Origin of the sequence: Actinoallomurus purpureus (assembly GCF_024055795.1) — a bacterium.
Lineage (GTDB): Bacteria > Actinomycetota > Actinomycetes > Streptosporangiales > Streptosporangiaceae > Actinoallomurus > Actinoallomurus purpureus.
Genome location: NZ_JAMXMY010000019.1, coordinates 1 through 17,203, shown reverse-complemented (window position 1 = coordinate 17,203; position 17,203 = coordinate 1). Strand labels below are relative to the sequence as shown.

Here is a 17,203-nt window from a genome sequence, read left to right as displayed (position 1 = left end):
CGGGGGCATCGCCGACTTAAAGTGATATCACTTTGATGGCACGCGATAAGCATCTAGGAGGAGTCGTGGCCGAGATCGAGATGCCGACGCCCAAGGTCGGCGAGCGGACCGCCGCCGGGGTGTCCGGCTGGCCGATGCTGGCGGCGATCGTCGTGGCACTGGCCGCCGGCGTCGCCCTGTTCTTCACGAGAGAGGCCGCGCTCATCGTTCTCGCGATCCTCCTCATCGTCGGCGCCGCCGTCGTGGCCATCGGGCTGACCGCCGTGGCGCCGGGCGAGGCGCGCGTGGTCCAGCTGCTCGGCCGGTACGTCGGGACGATCCGCACGGACGGGCTGCGCTGGGTCAACCCGCTGACGACCCGGCGCAAGATCTCCACCCGGATCCGCAACCACGAGACCGAGCGCACCAAGGTCAACGACGCGGAGGGCAACCCGATCGAGATCTCCGCCGTCGTCGTCTGGCAGGTCGAGGACACCGCCAAGGCCGTGTTCGAGGTGGACGACTTCGTCGAGTTCGTCGCCATCCAGACCGAGACCGCCGTCCGGCACATCGCCGGGATCTACCCGTACGACGCGCACGGCGACGAGCGGCTCTCCCTCCGCGAGAGCGCCGACGAGATCACCGGCAGGTTGTCCGAGGAGATCGCGGCGCGGGTCGCGTCGGCGGGCGTCAAGGTCATCGAGTCGCGCATCACCCGCCTGTCGTACGCCCCCGAGATCGCCCAGGCGATGCTGCGCCGCCAGCAGGCCGGAGCCATCGTCGCCGCCCGGCAGCGCATCGTCGACGGCGCGGTCGGCATGGTCGAGGCCGCCCTGACCCAGCTGGCCGAGCACGACGTCGTCGACCTCGACGAGGAGCGCAAGGCCGCGATGGTCAGCAACCTGCTCGTCGTCCTCTGCGGCGACCGCGACGCCCAGCCCGTCGTCAACACGGGCTCCCTGTACCAGTGACGGAGCGCAAGAAGGTCCTGTTGCGGCTCGATCCGGCCGTCCACGAGGCCCTGGCCCGATGGGCGGCCGACGAGCTGCGCAGCACCAACGCGCAGATCGAGTTCCTGCTGCGCCGCGCGCTGGCCGACGCGGGGCGGATGCCGCGCGAGGCCTCCCGCATGCGCAGACCCGGACGGCCTCCACGAGAGGACCCCGGACGACCTCCGAAGGAGGATCCCGAATGAACCTGCCCCGATCGCTCCCGGCGCGGCTCTACCTGCTGGCCTACGACGTAGAGAAGGAGCGCCTCACCGCGCGCACGCAGCTCGGCCTGGTCCTGCGCGCCGCCGCGCTGGCCGACCTCTACCTCGACCAGCGGCTGACCGACGACGACGGCAAGGTCAAGGTCATCGCCGCGAAGCCGACCGGCGACCCGGTCCTCGACGCCGTGCTACGCCGGATCGCCGAGGCCAAGCCCCGGTCCTGGCGGCGCTGGGTGAACGCCGACGACCGCCGCATCGTCCGCGAGGTCCGCGATCAGCTGGAGCAGGACCGGTGGATCGAAGTGAAGCCGCGCAGGATCCTCCCCGACCGGGTCACCCTTCGCGAGCGCCGCCAGGTGAAGCGGTACGCGACAGAGGTCAAGGCCGCCCTCCGGCCCGCCGCGGACGCCGATCCCCGCACCGAGGCCGCGCTCGTGCTGGCCGCCCGCGGCGAGCTGCCGACGGTGCTGAACCGCCGCGGGCGCCGCGAGCACGCACGCAGGATCGAGGAACTGTCCGACACGGTCTGGCCGGTCGCCCGCGCCCTGGAGAAGGCCGTACGGCAGAAGCACGCCGCCGCGGCCAGCGGCTAGACACCGTGAAATCCGCCGAGAAGCGCCGCCCCGATCTTCAACGTCCAATCGGTGGCACTTTCAGGCGGGAGGAGGCCGGCGGAAGTCCACTACGCCGTTGCCGTGGGGGGGCACCCATGTCTTTCCACGGTTTCTACTCAGGCGGGAAAATTATCGTCTCAGCGGACGGCGGCTGACGCAGTGGCGTGCCGTCGGCGCCCAATACATGGGTGTGCCTCCCAAATGGGCGATTCATTCGGGGGTCATCACCGGCCCCGCCGGCTCATCGCGTTTCATATCCGGCGATGGCGTTTCGCCGGCCGGGATTCGGTCCCCGAATTCGGGGGAATGAGCGCGACCGGGAGATCCGTGGGATCAGTGACGGGAAAGCGGGGGCATTCATGTCCGTTCGGAATATCGCCGGTCTTGTCGGTGCGGCGGGACTCGTCGTCGGAGCGGCCACGGCGGCGACCGCCGGGCAGGCGGCCGGTACGCCCGCCCGTGCCGCCGTCGCCGGGTGCGGCGTGCTGCAGCCGGGCGCGTCCCCGGTGGCGCAGCAGGCGGTACGGGCGGCGTGCGAGAAGCTCGGAATGTGGTACAGCTGGGGCGGGGGCCACGGGCCCGTTCCCGGCCCGACGTACGGCCATTACGACGGTCAGGATCCGGCTAGCAAGAACGACGGGCAACGGCTGGGATTCGACTGTTCCGGGTTGGTGCGATACGCCTATTATCGGGCGACCGGCCGCGATATTATCAACGGCACCTCCGGCAATCAATTCCATACGGGACAGGCCGTCGCGCGATTCTCTCCGGCGCAGGGCACCGGGCCCCTGCTCCCCGGCGACCTGCTGTTCTGGGGGCGCGGGCACATTCACCACGTCGCCCTCTACCTAGGGGCCGGCCAGATGGTGGAGGCCTTCCAGTCCGGCACGCACGTGCGGGTGGCCCCGGTCCGCCTGGGCGGCGACTACGCCGGAGCCGTCCGTGTGGGCGGCTGAACATCCGAACTGCTGAGCCGGGCTCAGCTCCGGCGGGCGGCGATCAGCTCGGCCTTGCGCTCCCGCCACCGGGCGCGGAACCCCTCCATCTCCTCGCCGACGAAGTCGAAGAACGCGAGGGTGAGGGCCAGGCGCTCGCCCGCCGGGGTGTCGAGGCCGACCGCCTCGATGCCCTCGCGGAGGCTCTGCTGCCAGCGTCCGACGATCCGGTCGCGGTCGAGCAGCGTCTCGTACCAGATGTCACTGTCGACGACGTAGTGGTCGCGGCGGGAGCCCGGCTCGCGCTCCCGCCGGACCATGTGCACGTGGGTGAGGTAGCGCACCGCGCCGGAGATCGCCGCGGGGCTCGCTTGAAGGAGCTCCGACAGCTCCGCGGCGGTGAGGTGGCCGGTGTCGGAGCCGATCAGCGCGGCGAAGGCTCGGGAGGGCATGCGCGGCATCCCCGCCTCGACCATGTCCGAGGCGAACCGCTCGACGAACCGTCGTACGGCCTCCGGGTCCCGCTCGGCCACGCGATCACACTCCTTGTCCGGAACCAGCGTATCGAAGTTCACTGTCTTCACGAACTTGTGAAACTAATGTAGCTTCAGAAGCATGACAGACGCGATATCCGTGTCCGGCCTGGTGAAGACGTTCGGCCGTACGCGTGCGCTCGACGGTCTGGACCTGACCGTCCGATCCGGTGAGGTCCACGGCTTCCTGGGCCCCAACGGCGCCGGGAAGTCCACGACCATCCGCATCCTGCTCGGCCTGCTGCGGGCCGACGCGGGGACGGCGCGGCTGCTGGGCGGTGACCCGTGGCGCGACGTCACCACCCTGCACCGGCGCCTCGCGTACGTCCCGGGCGACGTCGTCCTGTGGCCGAACCTCACCGGCGGCGAGGTCATCGACCTGCTCGGCCGGCTGCGCGGCGGCCACGATCCGGGGCGCAAGGCCGAACTGCTCGAACGGTTCGAGCTGGACCCGAAGAAGAAGGGCCGGGCGTACTCCAAGGGCAACCGGCAGAAGGTCGCCCTGGTCGCGGCGTTCGCCTCGGACGTCGAGCTGCTCATCCTCGACGAGCCGACCTCCGGCCTCGACCCGCTCATGGAGGAGGTCTTCCAGCGGTGCGTCGAGGAGGAGCGCGAGCGCGGTCGCACGGTGCTGCTGTCCAGCCACATCCTGTCCGAGGTCGAGGCGCTCTGCGACCGGGTGAGCATCATCCGCAAGGGCCGCACCGTGGAGACCGGCACGCTCTCCGAGCTGCGGCACCTGACCCGCACCTCGATCACGGCCGAGCTGGCGAGCCCGCCCGACGGGCTGATGAGCCTGCCCGGCGTGCACGACCCCGACGTCCAGGGCACCCGCGTCAAGCTGGAGGTCGACACCGACAAGCTCGACGAGGTGCTGAAGCATCTCACCCAGGCCGGCGTCCGGAGCCTGACGAGCACCCCGCCCACGCTGGAGGAGCTCTTCCTCCGCCACTACGAGGACGAGGCCCCGGCGGGGATGCCACGATGAGCGTCCTCGCCGGTACCGGGCAACTCCTCAAACTCGGGCTGCGGCGCAGCCGCATCATGCTCGCGGTCTGGGTGTACGCGCTCGCGGCGTACGCGGCGAGCACCGGGTACGGCTTCACGAAACTGTATGACTCGCAGGAGTCGCTGCACGACTTCGTCTCCGGCATCAACGGGAACGGCGCGACGGTCGCCCTGTACGGCCGCATCCTCGTCCCCGGCTCGGTCGGCGGCGTCACGGCCTGGCGGCTGGGCGCCATCGGCGGTGTGCTCGTCGCCGTGATGAGCATCCTGCTGGTGATCCGGCATACGCGGGGCGACGAGGAGGCGGGCCGTCTGGAGCTGGTCGGCGCGGGCGTCGTCGGCCGCCGGGCGCCGCTGACCGCCGGCCTGCTCGTCGGGGTCGTCGCCAACCTCGCGCTCGCGCTCGTGACCATGATCGTGCTGATCGCCTGTGGCCTGCCGGCGGTGGGCTCGCTCGCGGTCGGACTGGCGTGGGCGATCCCGGGCCTCTGCTTCACCGCGGTCGCGGGCGTCACGGCGCAGCTCGCCGAGACGGCACAGGCGGCCCGCGGCATCGCGCTCGCCGTCGTCGGCGTCGCCTACCTGCTGCGCGCGGCCGGGGACGCCGCCCGCGTCTCCTGGCTGCCCTGGCTCTCGCCGATCGGCTGGTCCCAGCAGGTCCGGGCGTACGGCGCGGAGCGTTGGTGGGTCGTCGGGCTCGGGGTGGTCGTCGCGGTCGCCCTGACCGGCGCGGCGTACGCGCTGGTCGAGCGCAGGGACCTCGGCGCGGGCCTGCTGCCCGTACGCCCGGGTCCGGCGGAGGCGGCGCCGTCCCTGCGCAGCCCGCTCGCCCTGGCGTGGCGGCTGCAGCGGGGCGCGCTGCTGGCCTGGCTGTCCGGCTTCGCCGTGTACGGCGCGGCGATCGGCGGCGTGCTCAAGGGCATCGGAGATCTCGTCAAGGGCAGCTCCAGCACGCGGGACCTGCTCAGCAGGATGGGCGGCCAGCGGAGCCTGGAGGACTCCTACGTCGGCACCGTCATGGGCGTGCTCGGATTGATCGCCGCGGTGTACGCCGTTCAGGTGGTGCTGCGGCTGCGCACCGAGGAGACGGCACAGCGTCTCGAACCGCTCCTGGCGACACGGGTCCGCCGGGTGCGGTGGTCGATCGGGCACCTGCTGTTCGCGGCGGCCGGGCCGGTCGTGCTGCTCGGTGCCGCCGGCGTGGCGGCGGGGGTGGCCCACGGGCTGCGGGTCCACGACCTGGGCACGCAGGTACCCCGCCTCCTCGGAGCCGCGCTGGTGCAGGCGCCCGCGGCGTGGGTGACGGCGGCGGTCGCGCTGCTGCTGTTCGGCGTCGTGCCCCGGCTCGCGCCGGCGGCCTGGGGAGTGCTGGGCGCCTTCCTGCTGCTGGGGCAGCTCGGCCCGGTGCTGAAGCTGAGCCAGGCGGTGATGGACCTGTCGCCGTTCACGCACGTGCCCAAGCTGCCCGGCGCCGACCTGACCGTCACGCCCATCGCGGCGCTGACCGCCGTCGCCGTCGCGGTCGCCGCCGTGGGCCTCGCCGGCTTCCGCCGCCGCGACATCGGCTGAGCGGTGGTCTGGGCGCCGCGCCGCCGGACAGCGTGGCTCCGGCCCCTACGCCCCGAGGGCGGCGTCCACGAGGCCCTGCAACCGGCGGTGGTGGGCGCCCTTCCAGTAGAGCCGGCCGCAGCTCCCGCACCGGGCGTAGCTGTCGTAGCTGCGGCGGGTGCCGGGCTGGAGCAGGTGCTCGATCGTCTCCTTGCCGACCGGGGCCAGCACGCCGTTGCAGGCCGTGCACCGGGTCCACGGGGCGAGCGGCGGCGCGAACCGGTCGAGGACGTCGCGGAACTGTTCCTCCGGGCGCGCGCCGCGGACGTACGCGCCGAACCACAGGCTCCGGCGGCGGAGCAGGCCGCGGTCCTGCGTCAGCAGGACCCGCCCGCCGTCGTTGGCCAGTTCGATCAGCGCGTCGTCGTCGATGTCGTTGTGGTAGTCCGTGTCGACGCCCACGAGCCGCAACCGCCGGGCCAGCGTCCCGAGGTGCACGTCGAGCGTGAAGCGGGGCGGGGCGACGGGCACGGGCTGCGGGCGTCGTACGGCGAGCACGCGAATCCGGTCGCCGTCCTCCGGGCGGTATGACGGCGTGACCGCCCGGCCGCCGGTGACGAGCTCGCCCACCTCGGGCAGCGGAACGCCGAGGGACTCGACGATGTGCCCGAGCGTGGACGTCCCGTCGAGCCGGGCGGGCACCGCGCCGTTCCGGGCGGCGACGGGGAGGAAGAAGCGCAGCTCGGTCGCGAAGTCGAGGAGGGCCTGCCCCATACGTCCTGCTATCCCCGCTCTCGCGGCGGGCATTCGGCCGCCGGAGCCGGGGCGGCCGGCGCTTCGGCGAACCGTGTGGGGCGGAACGGCCGGAGCAGCGCCGACTCCTTGCCGTACACCTCGCCGGCGACCAGGTCGCCGAGGAGAGGCGCGAGCGTGATCCCGCTGTGCGTCACGACCGCGTAGACGCGTGCCGCCGGGTCGGTGAAGCCGGCGACGGTGAGGCGGTCGGCGGGCATGGCCCGCTGCCCGACGCGGGTGCGTTCGACCCGTGCGCCGTCGGTGGCGGACAGGACCTCGGGCAGCCGGGCGAGCATCTCGGCCCCGACGTCGTCCGGCGGCGGCGTCTCGGGGTCGGCGGCGTCGTCGAGGTCGAGCGCCTGGAGCATGAGGCGGCCGCCGCCGTCGGGGCGTACGTTCAGGCGGTCGCCGGTCAGGACGCGCGCGAGCCGGGCGGGGACCGGGGTGGTCGTGACGAGGAAGCCGTTGGTGACCGTCCCCGACACGCGCGGATCGAGGACGGGGACGTCGACGAGCCCGCCCGTCCACCGGCCGGCGCAGCTCACCAGGACGTCGGCGGCGCGGACGCCGCCGTCGGCGAGCGTCACGCTCACGCTGCCGCCTCCTGACTTGATCTCCCGTACGGCCGCGCCGGTCTCCACGCGGGCGCCACGGTCCCGCGCCTCGCCGAGGAGCCGGGCGAGGAGCACCGCCGGGATCACGTGGCCTTCCTCCGGGAAGAGGACGTAGTCGGTGCCGTCGGGCTGGGCGGCCAGGTCGGGTTCGAGCTCGGCGGCCCGGCCGGCGGTGAGCCGCTCGACGGCGTACTCGCGGTCCCGCAGGCGCTCCACGCGGGCGCTGAGCTCGACGCGGCGCGTCTCGCCGTTCGCCCACTCGATGTGCCCGGTGGGGACGAAGCCGTCACCGCCGAGCGCGTGGTACGCGTGCACGGCCGTGTGGTTCAGCGCGAAGTACTCTCCGGGATCCTTGTCGTTGGCGTTGACCCACGCGAAGGAGGTGCCGGTCGTGCCGGCGCCGGGGAAGCGCTCTTCCAGAACGGTCACCCGCGCGCCACGGCGGGTCAGCCCGGCGGCGACGGCGGCGCCCACGACTCCGGCACCGATCACCAAGACTCGCATGACGCGACGGTAGCGAAGTCTGCCGACCGGGTGACGAAGCGGCTCCGTCCCTGTCGGGTTCTTCACCATCACTTGGACAAAGGTATTTGAGAGTTCAAATAAATGGCGTAGTCTGAGGCGGTAAGTTGAGCATTCAACCACCTGGAGGGTCGCCATGGCCGGACGGATGCCGGTGATCTACCTCAGCCACGGGGCACCGCCCCTGGCGGACGACGCGATCTGGCCCGGCCAGCTCGCCGCCTGGTCGGCCGGCCTGCCCCGCCCGGAGGCCGTCCTCGTCGTCTCGGCCCACTGGGAGGCGTCCCCGCTCGCCATCGGCGCCACCCGCACGGTCCCGCTGACGTACGACTTCTGGGGCTTCCCCGAGCACTACTACCAGGTCACCTACCCGGCACCGGGCGCGCCACAGCTCGCGGACAAGGTCCGCAAGCTCGTGGGCGGCACGGTCCACGACGACCCCGAGCGCGGCCTGGACCACGGGGCGTACGTGCCGCTGGTCGAGATGTACCCCGACGCCGACATCCCGGTCCTGCAGATCTCCATGCCGACCCTGGACCCGGAGCGGCTGCTGGCCCTGGGTCGCCGCCTCGCGCCGCTGCGCGACGAGGGCGTGCTGATCGTCGGCAGCGGCTTCTTCACCCACAACCTGAGCGGTCTCACCATGAACCCGGACACCGACAGCGCGCCCGGCTGGTCCAAAGAGTTCGACCACTGGGGGCGGGAGACGCTCGCCGCCGGTGACCTCGACGCGCTGCTGGACTTCGAGCACCGGGCACCGGCCGGCCGGGTCGCCCACCCCCGGACGGAGCACTTCGCACCCCTGTTCGTCACCCTCGGCGCCGGGGAGGCCGAGCTGGACACCCAACGCAGCGTCATCGACGGCTTCTGGCTCGGGATGGCCAAGCGCTCGATCCAGCTCGGTTAGCTCCCGCCGATCGACATCTTCCTTCTCCTGATCCGAGAATTTTGCCCATTGGCGGTTTTCGGGGGTGGGCGTCACAGCCCCGGTCAGGGCGGGGTTTTCCGGAGGTCGCGTGGTTCCCCGAGCCGTCTGATAGAACGATCCTATAGCCGCCTAGTTTTGCCATGTATTACCTCTTTTGTAGTGTTGTAAGCGGATTGGCGAGGGATGATGGCCATTGGTGACCCCGATGCAACGAATTCAGGGCTGCCATGTTCAGGGCTCTATGCCATTCCGATACAAAGGAGGCTCAGCTGTGGTGAGGAAAGCGTCCGTTTGCGGCCTCGCGGCCGCGGCAGTGGCGAGCGGTCTCCTCCTGGCCTCGCCTGTACACGCCCAGACCCGGACCACGACACCGCCCGCCGGCCAGATCCTTGCCGGCGCCGCGGGGAACATCGGCTCCCTGGCCGCCTCCGACGGCGACCGGCGCCGTCGCGGGCGCGTGAGCAGCGTCGGTGGCGTCGGCAACATCACCGGCAGCGAGCGCGCCCGTGGCGGCGTGAGGGGCAGCGAAGTGATCGGCAGCGGCAACGTCAGGGAGCGCGGGACGAGGGAGCGTATGCGCCCCGGGTTGGAGCAGCGCGTCCGTCGTCTCGAGCGGGGGGAGATCAGCAGCGTCGGCGGCGTCGGCAACATCACCGGCAGCGAGCGCGCCCGTGGCGGCGTGCGGGAGAGCACCGTCAGGGAAAGCGGCAACGTCACTCGAGCGCGGCGCGGGAGGATGGAACAGCCGCTGTACCCGCGGATGGAGCAGCGCACCCGGACCTTCCCCCGCGAGCGGGGGGAGATCAGCAGTGTCGGCGGTGTCGGCAACATCACCGGCAGTGAGCGCGCCCGGGGCGGCGTGACGGGCAGCGAAGTGATCGGCAGCGGCAACGTCCGAGGCGGCGCGATGGAGCGCTCCCGCGGCGAGAGCGGCGTGTCGAGCGTGGGTGGCGTCGGCAACGTCACCGGCAGTGAAGGCGCGACCGGCGGCGTGTCCGGCAGCAGGATCGAGAGCAGTGGAAACGTCGAGGAGTGAGTGATCGTCGGAGGCCGACGGAGGCCTCCGGCGCACTGGATCCGAGGGCGCAGGCCATGCCTGCGCCCTCGGCATTCGCATCGTTTAGAATCACCTTACATGATTATTGTGTTATCTCCGGCTTATCCAGCAATAATGGCACGTGTAGGCCTCCCGCGATGCGACCAAGAGCATCAACGTCATGCGCTTTGGTAAAAAGGAGGCTCAACGTGTTGAGGAAAGCTTGGGTCGCTTCCGGCCTCGCCACCGCCGCTACGGCGAGCGCGCTCATGCTGTCGTCCCCGGCGACGGCGCAGAGCGCCACAGTGGCATCCGCCCACAGCCAGATCGTGGCCATGGCTCAGGGCAACGTCGGCAACGTGCTCGCGTCCGACCACCATCGCCGCCACCACGTCCGGCACCATCGTCACCACCTCCGGCACCACGTCCGGCACCACCGGCACCACGTCCGGCACCACGGCCGCCACCACGGTCGGGGTGAGCCCTTGGCGCGGACCGGGCGGGGCGGCTCCAACATCAGCAACCGCAACACGAACGTCACGAGCGTCGGCGGTGTCGGCAACATCACCGGCAGTGAGCGCGCCCGGGGCGGCGTCACGGGCAGTGAAGTGATCGGCAGCGGCAACGTCCGACGCGGCGCGGTGGAGCGCTCCCGCGGCGAGGGCCGCGTGTCGAGCGTCGGCGGCGTCGGCAACATCACCGGCAGCGAGCGCGCGACCGGCGGCGTGTCCGGCAGCACGATCGAGGGCAGCGGGAACGTCGGTGACTGAGGAGAGCACGCGCCGGTGAGACCACGCCGGTGAGACCTGGGGCCGCCGACCCGGTCGGCGGCCCTCGGTCAGTCGGCCCGGAAGGCGGTAACGCCGTTCGGGGTGCCCAGCCCGGTCGGACCGTCGTAGCCGCTGCCGGCGGTGCACAGGTACGCAGGGGCGCACGAGCCGTTGCTCCCGGACGTCACGTCGTGGAGCGCGTCGGCGTGCGCGTACGGGAAGGACGCCGGGAGACTGCCCGCCGGAGGCGTACCGGCCAGCGCGTACGCCGCGGCGATCATCGGCGCCGACGCGCTCGTGCCGCCCACGACGAGCCAGCCGCCGACGCCGTACGTGTCGTAGACCGCCACGCCCGTGGCCGGGTCGGCGACCGCGGACACGTCGGCGATGGTCCGCCGCGCGCAGCCGGTGTCGCGCTGCCAGCGCGGCTTCGCGGTCAACGCCGAACAGCCCGAACCCGCGCCGCTCCAGGCGTACTCGGTCCACCCGCGCGAGCCGCCCGACGGGCGCAGGGCCGTCCCGCCGACCGTGGTCACCTGCCGTGAGGTCGCCGGATACAGGGTGCCGTACCCGCTGTCCCCCGAGGCCACGGTGATCGCCACGCCGGGGTGCGTGAAGTAGGACGCGTCGGAGCGAGCGGCCGAGGAGTCCTCCGGGCCGCCGTAGCTGTTGGAGACGTAGCGGGCGCCCAGACGTACGGCCGTGTTCACGCCGGCGCCCAGCGCCTCGATGGTCGGCCGGCTCGCCTCCACGAGGAGGATCCGGCAGTTCGGGCAGGCCGCGGAGATCATGTCCAGGTCCAGGGCCTCTTCCTGACCCCAGCCGGCGTCGGGGGGCGGCAGCCGGGCCCCGCCGTTCTCGTCGACCTTCCGCAGGCAGCCGTTCGCGATCGTGCAGGGCGGCAACCGGTACTGGGCCCGGTACGTGGCGAGGTCCGCCTCCGCGCGGGGGTTGTCGTACGCGTCGACGACGGCCACCGTCTGCCCGGTCCCTCCTGCCGTCGCGGGCAGCGCGTACGCGCGCTGCAGGTCGGCGGGGCCGAGGCCGGGCGGGGCGGAGCTGAGCAGGCCGCGCTGCGGGGCCACATCGGTGCGTACGAGCGCCAGGCACGTCACGCGGCGGTCGGTGGAGGGGCTCCCGCACGCGCGGACGACCGGCGCCGAGAACCTCGGATCGGCTCCGGCCGTGGCGGCGTTCGCGGCCGGAGCGACCCCGAACGGGGGCGTGAGGACCGCCAGCGGGAACAGCGCGCCCGTGACGGCGCTGAGGATCCCTCGGCGCCGCGGGAGAGTGAGCGATGACATCCCGCCATTGACACCACAGACGGTGGTTCGGCTTCGATGACCGACGAGCCGCCCTCGTCGATCGGTCGACCACCGTTTACCCGCTCTTGGATTCGGAGACCGCGCGGGTCGTCTCCGGCTACCCCGGCCGTCCCGCTGAGAGGAGGCCGCCCGGACGCGGAACTGATCAACGGGGCGCGGCGTCCAACTCGGTCCACAGAGAACGCCGCCGAGCCGAGGAGCCGGGATGGCCGTACACAGGGGACGTCCAGAAGATCTCCCGCCCGCGGAGGTGATCTGGGCCCGGTGGGCGGCGCTGGCCGCCGTGCTCTCCCCACTGTCGTCGTCCGGGGTGTGGCTGGACGACGACGGCCTCCACCTCGGTACGCCCGGTGACTCATGGGCGGCGATGGCCTGGGCCGGCGAGGGGCGGGCCGTGCTGTTCGGTGACGACAAGGCCGGCGCGGCGAAGTGGTACGAGCCGCCGATCGACGCGCTCGCCGGTGCGCCGGACTGGCTGCCGTACGAGCAGTTGGAGGACCACCTCGAGGGCGGCGAGCTCGGCTTCGTCTACTGGTACGAGAACACGAACTGGCATCGGACGCCGTACCCCGGCGACCTCGACGACGGCCTCACCGCCGCGATCGGCGGCTTCCTCATCCGCACGGCCGCCGCCCTGGAGATGGAGCATCGGCTGCACGTCGACCGGCCGGCCCACGCCGCCTGCGAGCGCCTCCTGGTGCACGCCGAACGCCGCACGGTGACCGCCGAGGTCGTCCGCGGGTTCGCGGACCGGATCGGCCGCCCGGACGCCGATGTCACCGGAATCCTCGCGACGGCCCGCCGCGCCGGCATCACGCGCCGGCCGCCCGCCGGTCATACCTACGTATCGACTACCTAGGCGGAATACGTACTTAAACGGGGATTTTCCCCGTCCCCAAGGAGGGGTCTCCGGCGGCATGCTCGTGGTCGTAAGCCGATTTCGAACCACGGCGACGACCGAAGGTACGAGACGATGTGTCAGCACCAGCCCACGTGTCCGCCCGCGGACCACGACGCGACCTGCCTCGTGAGCCCCCACCCGGTGGGGACCGCTCCGCAAGCCGTGGACGGCGTGAATCGGCTCTACACCAGCACCTCCATGAGCGCGCAGCGGCGTCGGAAGCCCCCGGCGTCCGCGGTCGCGCTAGCCCCTGGGAGTGGCATCGTGCGTTCACGGCACGGGCATAATGCCGCCGTCCGCTCCGGCGAGCTCGCCACCTCTCCCACTGGGGCGGGGAGTGGTCAGGACACCGCCTCCTGGCCGCTCCCCCCATTGACCTCCTCGGTGCGACCGGCCCGCCGGCTCGCCGGCGAACAGCTGGAGCACTGGGGCTTCGGCCATCATCGTGACACCGCCGAACTTCTCGTCAGTGAGCTCGTCACCAACGCCGTGCGCCACGGCGACGGTCAGATCCATCTGACCATGTGCGCGCAGGACGACAGGCTTCGATTCGAGGTCGATGACGAGGCTCCCGGGTCGGTCCCCAAGATCCGACCGGCCGGCGACAACGACGAGGGTGGCCGCGGACTACACCTGGTAGGCCTGCTGTCCAGCCGCTGGGGAGTCACCCCCACGGCGACCGGAAAGATCGTCTGGTTCGAACTCCAGACGCGCAGGCCGCCTCAGGACAACGAAACCACAACGTGAGGGAGGTGAGCACACACAACCGAGAGCGATACCCGTTTGATGCCTCGCAAAGGGTCCGGGGGCCGGAGGCGGGCCCCCTCGCCAGGACGCTACCCGCCCCCGGACCCGCCCCCCTCGACGCCGAACACACGATCTTCCCCCCGATGCCCCCCGGAGAGCCGGACCGAGGCTCCCGCAAAGTCCCCTCCCAGGGACGCCGAGACCGGCATCTCGCCCGTATGCCGGTCTCGGCGTCTCGGAGTGACGACGCGACGTCATCCGCTCGCGGACGCTCAGTGGGCCGTCGCCGCGAGGGCCCGCTCGTCCTCCAGCGCGACGGCGATCGCGCGGTCGAGTCCCAGCCGCGCACCGTACCGGAAGGCCTCGTTGTACGCCCGGTTGCCCAGCATCCGGCGGCTGTGCGCGGCACAGCGTCGATGAGACTCCTCGCTGTAGCGCACCGTGATCGGGGAGGCGTGGATGGCCCGCCACACCGCGTCGGCGGCGCCGAGCAGGCGGGCGGCGCGCACATCGTCGCCGCGCGCGTCGGCGGTCCACGCCATCACCTCCAGGAACTGCGCCAGCCCCCAGCGGTCGTCGATGACCGCCCACGGGATGGCCACCTGACGCATCATCGCCTCGGTCCAGCGCCAGTCCCCCTGGACCCAGGCCGCGATGGCCACGCCGAACTGCGCGTACGCCCGGAACAGCGGGGCGTTGCGGGCATTGCACAGGGCGATGAGCTCCTCGCCCAGGACGGCCGCCTTGTCGGGGATCGTGGCCGAGTAGTACACCGAGGCGAGGTAGAGGTTGAGGCCCACGGCGTCGACGTCGCCGAGGGTGCGGTGGTGGCTCCGCGCCTCTTCCAGCAGCGCGTACCCCTTCGTGGGGTCACCGGCGTCGCACTCGGCCACTCCGGCGATCTGCAGGGCGAACGCCAGGGCTGACTCGTCGCCCGCCCGCTCCGCGAGTGCGCGGCACTCCTTGATCGCCGTCCGGGCGCTCGTGGGATCACCCTGGTAGAGGGCGAGTAGGGCGTTGACCCACAGGGCGTGGAGCCGCGCCGGATCGCTGCCGGAGGCGATGGCGAGACCGTGGTCCAGCCAGTGCCGCCCCTCGGTGAGAGTGCCGGTGATCACCCAGTACGACCACATCGCGGAGGCGATCTCCAGACCGGCCGTGGGGTCGTGCATGAGGGTGAAGCATGAATCGAGGGCGACCCGGAGGTTGGCGATCTCGGCCTGCAGCGTCCAGAACCGGCCCACCTGGTCGGGCACGATCTGGTCGATGCGGTTGGCCTCGGCCAGCGACCTGTAGTGGGCGCAGTACGCGCAGCGGAGTGTGGTCTCCTCCGAGGGCGAGAGGTGGTCGCGGCCGTAGGCGCGGATGCTCTCGAGCATGCGGTATCGGGTGGTGGGGCCGGTTTGGTGGGTGGTGAGGATCGACTTGTCGACGAGTCCGGCGATGAGGTCGATGATGTCGTCGCGTTCGATGCCGTTGCCGGTGCAGATTTTTTCGGCGGTGTCGAGGTCGACGCCGCCGGGGAAGGTGGCGAGGCGGGCCCAGAGGTGTTGTTCGGCGGGGGAGCAGAGGCTGTGGCTCCAGTCCATGGTGGCGCGGAGGGTTTGGTGGCGGGGTGGTGCGGTGGTGTTGCCGCCTGTGAGGGTGGTGAAGCGGTCGTCGAGTTCGCGGAGGAGTTGGTCGGTGGGGGTGGTGCGGAGGCGGGCGGCGGCGAGTTCGATGGCGAGGGGGATGCCGTCGAGGCGTTGGGAGATGCGGGCGATGGTGGTGGCGTTGTCGGCGGTGATGGAGAATCCGGGGCGTACGGTGGCGGCCCGGTCGGCGAACAGCCGCACCGCCTCCCGCCGCGCGATCTTCCGTGGCGGCTCGTCGGAGGCGGGGATCGTCAGGGACGGCACTCGCAGCAGCTGCTCGCCGTAGACCCCGATCGTCTGCCGGCTGGTGGTGAGGATCCGCAGCCGCGACGTGCCCCGCAGCAGCCGGTCGATCAGAGTGGCGCTCGCCGTCAGCAGGTGCTCGCAGTTGTCCAGCACGAGGAGCATCCGTTTGTCCCTCAGATGATCCAGCAGTACGGGACCGGTGGGACGGAGCGTCTCCCGGAGTCCGAGGGCTCCGGCGACCGCGGATTCGAGCAGGTCGGCGTCCTCCAGACCGGCCAGCTCGACCACCTCCGCCCCGTCGGGGTAGCCCGCCCGCAGGGTCTCGGCGGCCTGCCGCGCCAGCCGTGACTTGCCGACACCGCCCGCGCCGGTCAGCGTCAGCAGCCGGGTCCGCGTCAGGAGTCGCCTGATCTCGGCGAGCTCGTGCCGACGCCCGACGAAGGGCGACTCGTCGGCGCGGGACGCGTTCCCCGCAAGCGGTTCATGCACCATGGTGATCATCACCCGTCCCGGCGTCTCCACGGGCGTTCCGTTTCTGCTCCCCGATCCATGCCGCGATCTGCGCACGGGAGTTGAAGCCCAGTTTGTTGAGGATGTGCTCGACGTGGCCCTCGGCGGTCCGCTGGGCGATCACGAGCGTCGCCGCGATCTCCTTGTTGCTCATGCCCTCCGCGACGAGGTGGGCGATCTCCATCTCACGGCGGGTGAGCGGCGACCGGTCGGGATCGGCGGCCGAAGGCCGGTGCTCGCCCAGTGCGTAGGCGAGCGCCTGGTCGAACGGCATCGCGGCACCCTCGGCACAGGCCGCCACGAAGGCCTGCTCGCCCATGGCCGCCCGTGTGCGGGCCTCGCATTCCTCGTGGTAGTGCGCCAGATGTCCGTATCCCGAGAGCGGGGCACCGATCATCCGCCAGATCGTCTGCAGGATGCCGAGCAACCGGGCCGCCCGCGGGTACTGCTCCTCGGTGGCGGCGATCCAGGCGAGGGCCTCGAGATTGACGCCGATCCCCAGCTGGTCGTCGAGCTCCCGGTTGAACCGCAGGCTCTCCTCCTCCAACTGGGCCGCGCGTCGCGCATCACCCTGCCGCCAGACCTCCACGCCGAGCGCCATCGTCGTGTACGCCTTGTGCCAGCGCTCGCCGTGGGCGTCGCAGACGGCCAGGCCCTCCTCCCCGTACGCGATGGCGGACGCGGAGTCCCCCCGGAAGGAATAGGCCAGGGAGAGCCGGACCAGGCCCAGCGCCAGGCCCACCGGATCCCCGATCTCCCGGTGGCCGGCCACCGCCTTCTCGTAGTACTGGATCGCCGAGTCGGAGTCCCCTTCGTACATCGCGACCATTCCGCAGAACAGCGCGACGTATGCGTGGACGGACTCCAGCCTCAGGCGTGTCCCGATGCCCTTGGCCTCCTCGAGCATGCGCAGGGCCGGGTCGGGCTCGGCCTGGATGATGGCCAGCCAGGCGTTGGTCCACAGGGCGGTGGCCCGCGTCGCGTCGGGCTCCTCGGCGGCGGCCAGCCCGCGATCGAGCCAGCGGCGGCCCTCGGCGAGGTAGTAGCTGGTGATCCAGTGATAGAGCAGGTCGGAGGCCATCTCCAGGCCGGCCGTGCACTCTTCCGGCCGGCTGAAGGAGTACTCCAGGGCCACGCGCAGGTTGGGGTGTTCGATCCGTAGCCGGCTGAACAGGGCGACCTGGTCGGGTCCGAAGAGCCGCCGCCGGGCGTCCGCGGCGAGGTCCCGGTAGTAGTCGCGGTGGCGGTGTTGGGTTCGGGTTTGGGTGCCGGAGGCGGTGAGGCGTTCGCGGCCGTATTGGCGGATGGTTTCGAGGAGGCGGTAGCGGACGGTGTGGTGGTGTTC

Annotated in this window: 17 protein-coding genes; 11 read left to right on the top strand and 6 right to left on the bottom strand. The window is 71.7% G+C overall.

The window, feature by feature from the left end:
* Positions 1-80: 80 nt before the first annotated feature.
* The 4 genes from NE236_RS30005 (at position 81) to NE236_RS29990 (ending at position 2,762) form a co-directional block, all read left to right on the top strand.
* Positions 81-950: an SPFH domain-containing protein gene (locus tag NE236_RS30005; protein ID WP_252845715.1), complete on the top strand. Its 870-nt coding sequence runs from the start codon at positions 81-83 to the stop codon at positions 948-950.
* Positions 947-1,174 carry a type II toxin-antitoxin system antitoxin gene (locus NE236_RS30000; protein WP_252845551.1) on the top strand — a complete coding sequence of 76 codons (228 nt, stop codon included), beginning with the start codon at positions 947-949 and terminating at the stop codon, positions 1,172-1,174. Before NE236_RS30005 ends, NE236_RS30000 begins: the two co-directional genes overlap by 4 nt.
* A complete protein-coding gene (locus NE236_RS29995; RefSeq protein ID WP_252845550.1) occupies positions 1,171-1,785 on the top strand; it encodes a GOLPH3/VPS74 family protein in 615 nt (204 codons plus the stop codon). Before NE236_RS30000 ends, NE236_RS29995 begins: the two co-directional genes overlap by 4 nt.
* A gap of 380 nt (positions 1,786-2,165) precedes the next feature.
* Complete coding sequence (locus NE236_RS29990; protein ID WP_252845549.1) at positions 2,166-2,762, top strand: C40 family peptidase; 597 nt, start codon at positions 2,166-2,168, stop codon at positions 2,760-2,762.
* A gap of 23 nt (positions 2,763-2,785) precedes the next feature.
* On the opposite strand, the gene NE236_RS29985 is transcribed toward NE236_RS29990, so the two are convergent.
* Positions 2,786-3,274, bottom strand: a complete 489-nt coding sequence (locus tag NE236_RS29985; RefSeq protein ID WP_252845548.1) for a GbsR/MarR family transcriptional regulator — start codon at positions 3,272-3,274, stop codon at positions 2,786-2,788.
* A gap of 82 nt (positions 3,275-3,356) precedes the next feature.
* Between NE236_RS29985 and NE236_RS29980 the strand changes: the two genes are divergently transcribed.
* Both NE236_RS29980 and NE236_RS29975 read left to right on the top strand, forming a co-directional pair.
* Positions 3,357-4,262, top strand: coding sequence for an ABC transporter ATP-binding protein (locus tag NE236_RS29980; protein ID WP_252845547.1), 906 nt, complete (start codon positions 3,357-3,359; stop codon positions 4,260-4,262).
* Complete coding sequence (locus NE236_RS29975) at positions 4,259-5,851, top strand: ABC transporter permease (RefSeq protein ID WP_252845546.1); 1,593 nt, start codon at positions 4,259-4,261, stop codon at positions 5,849-5,851. The genes NE236_RS29980 and NE236_RS29975 overlap by 4 nt, the downstream gene beginning before the upstream one ends.
* 45 nt (positions 5,852-5,896) lie before the next feature.
* Here NE236_RS29975 and NE236_RS29970 read toward each other — a convergent pair whose 3' ends face one another.
* Both NE236_RS29970 and NE236_RS29965 read right to left on the bottom strand, forming a co-directional pair.
* Positions 5,897-6,604 (bottom strand): Mut7-C RNAse domain-containing protein, encoded by a 708-nt coding sequence (locus NE236_RS29970; protein ID WP_252845545.1) that lies wholly within the window; start codon positions 6,602-6,604, stop codon positions 5,897-5,899.
* Between the two features lie 8 nt (positions 6,605-6,612).
* Positions 6,613-7,743, bottom strand: a complete 1,131-nt coding sequence (locus NE236_RS29965) for an NAD(P)/FAD-dependent oxidoreductase (RefSeq protein ID WP_252845544.1) — start codon at positions 7,741-7,743, stop codon at positions 6,613-6,615.
* Positions 7,744-7,897: 154 nt separating this feature from the next.
* Here NE236_RS29965 and NE236_RS29960 point away from each other — a divergent pair, with 154 nt between their 5' ends.
* From NE236_RS29960 to NE236_RS29950, 3 genes are all read left to right on the top strand, one after another.
* Positions 7,898-8,668, top strand: a complete 771-nt coding sequence (locus NE236_RS29960) for a dioxygenase family protein (protein ID WP_252845543.1) — start codon at positions 7,898-7,900, stop codon at positions 8,666-8,668.
* A 295-nt stretch (positions 8,669-8,963) separates the two neighbouring features.
* Positions 8,964-9,725, top strand: a complete 762-nt coding sequence (locus NE236_RS29955) for a hypothetical protein (RefSeq protein WP_252845542.1) — start codon at positions 8,964-8,966, stop codon at positions 9,723-9,725.
* Between the two features lie 209 nt (positions 9,726-9,934).
* On the top strand, positions 9,935-10,495 hold the full coding sequence (locus NE236_RS29950; RefSeq protein ID WP_252845541.1) for a hypothetical protein: 561 nt from the start codon (positions 9,935-9,937) through the stop codon (positions 10,493-10,495).
* 68 nt (positions 10,496-10,563) lie between these two features.
* Here the strand turns inward: NE236_RS29950 and NE236_RS29945 are convergent, their stop codons facing one another.
* Positions 10,564-11,799: a S53 family peptidase gene (locus NE236_RS29945; protein WP_252845540.1), complete on the bottom strand. Its 1,236-nt coding sequence runs from the start codon at positions 11,797-11,799 to the stop codon at positions 10,564-10,566.
* Between the two features lie 226 nt (positions 11,800-12,025).
* Here NE236_RS29945 and NE236_RS29940 point away from each other — a divergent pair, with 226 nt between their 5' ends.
* Complete coding sequence (locus NE236_RS29940; protein ID WP_252845539.1) at positions 12,026-12,679, top strand: hypothetical protein; 654 nt, start codon at positions 12,026-12,028, stop codon at positions 12,677-12,679.
* 306 nt (positions 12,680-12,985) lie between these two features.
* On the top strand, positions 12,986-13,468 hold the full coding sequence (locus tag NE236_RS29935) for an ATP-binding protein (protein ID WP_252845538.1): 483 nt from the start codon (positions 12,986-12,988) through the stop codon (positions 13,466-13,468).
* A gap of 272 nt (positions 13,469-13,740) precedes the next feature.
* Here the strand turns inward: NE236_RS29935 and NE236_RS29930 are convergent, their stop codons facing one another.
* Positions 13,741-15,840: an ATP-binding protein gene (locus tag NE236_RS29930; protein ID WP_252845537.1), complete on the bottom strand. Its 2,100-nt coding sequence runs from the start codon at positions 15,838-15,840 to the stop codon at positions 13,741-13,743.
* Positions 15,830-17,203 (bottom strand): LuxR C-terminal-related transcriptional regulator (locus NE236_RS29925; RefSeq protein WP_252845536.1); only part of this gene is annotated, 1,374 nt, incomplete at its 5' end. The genes NE236_RS29925 and NE236_RS29930, both read right to left, overlap by 11 nt.

What these genes read in the sequence shown, in the direction of transcription:
- NE236_RS29940 (WP_252845539.1), top strand. Translation starts at nt 12,026, where the DNA reads ATGGCCGTACACAGGGGACGTCCAGAAGATCTCCCGCCCGCGGAGGTG.
- NE236_RS29965 (WP_252845544.1), bottom strand. Translation starts at nt 7,743, where the DNA reads ATGCGAGTCTTGGTGATCGGTGCCGGAGTCGTGGGCGCCGCCGTCGCC.
- NE236_RS29930 (WP_252845537.1), bottom strand. Translation starts at nt 15,840, where the DNA reads ATGGTGCATGAACCGCTTGCGGGGAACGCGTCCCGCGCCGACGAGTCG.
- NE236_RS30005 (WP_252845715.1), top strand. Translation starts at nt 81, where the DNA reads ATGCCGACGCCCAAGGTCGGCGAGCGGACCGCCGCCGGGGTGTCCGGC.
- NE236_RS29960 (WP_252845543.1), top strand. Translation starts at nt 7,898, where the DNA reads ATGGCCGGACGGATGCCGGTGATCTACCTCAGCCACGGGGCACCGCCC.
- NE236_RS29975 (WP_252845546.1), top strand. Translation starts at nt 4,259, where the DNA reads ATGAGCGTCCTCGCCGGTACCGGGCAACTCCTCAAACTCGGGCTGCGG.
- NE236_RS29990 (WP_252845549.1), top strand. Translation starts at nt 2,166, where the DNA reads ATGTCCGTTCGGAATATCGCCGGTCTTGTCGGTGCGGCGGGACTCGTC.
- NE236_RS29945 (WP_252845540.1), bottom strand. Translation starts at nt 11,799, where the DNA reads ATGTCATCGCTCACTCTCCCGCGGCGCCGAGGGATCCTCAGCGCCGTC.
- NE236_RS29970 (WP_252845545.1), bottom strand. Translation starts at nt 6,604, where the DNA reads ATGGGGCAGGCCCTCCTCGACTTCGCGACCGAGCTGCGCTTCTTCCTC.
- NE236_RS29995 (WP_252845550.1), top strand. Translation starts at nt 1,171, where the DNA reads ATGAACCTGCCCCGATCGCTCCCGGCGCGGCTCTACCTGCTGGCCTAC.
- NE236_RS29980 (WP_252845547.1), top strand. Translation starts at nt 3,357, where the DNA reads ATGACAGACGCGATATCCGTGTCCGGCCTGGTGAAGACGTTCGGCCGT.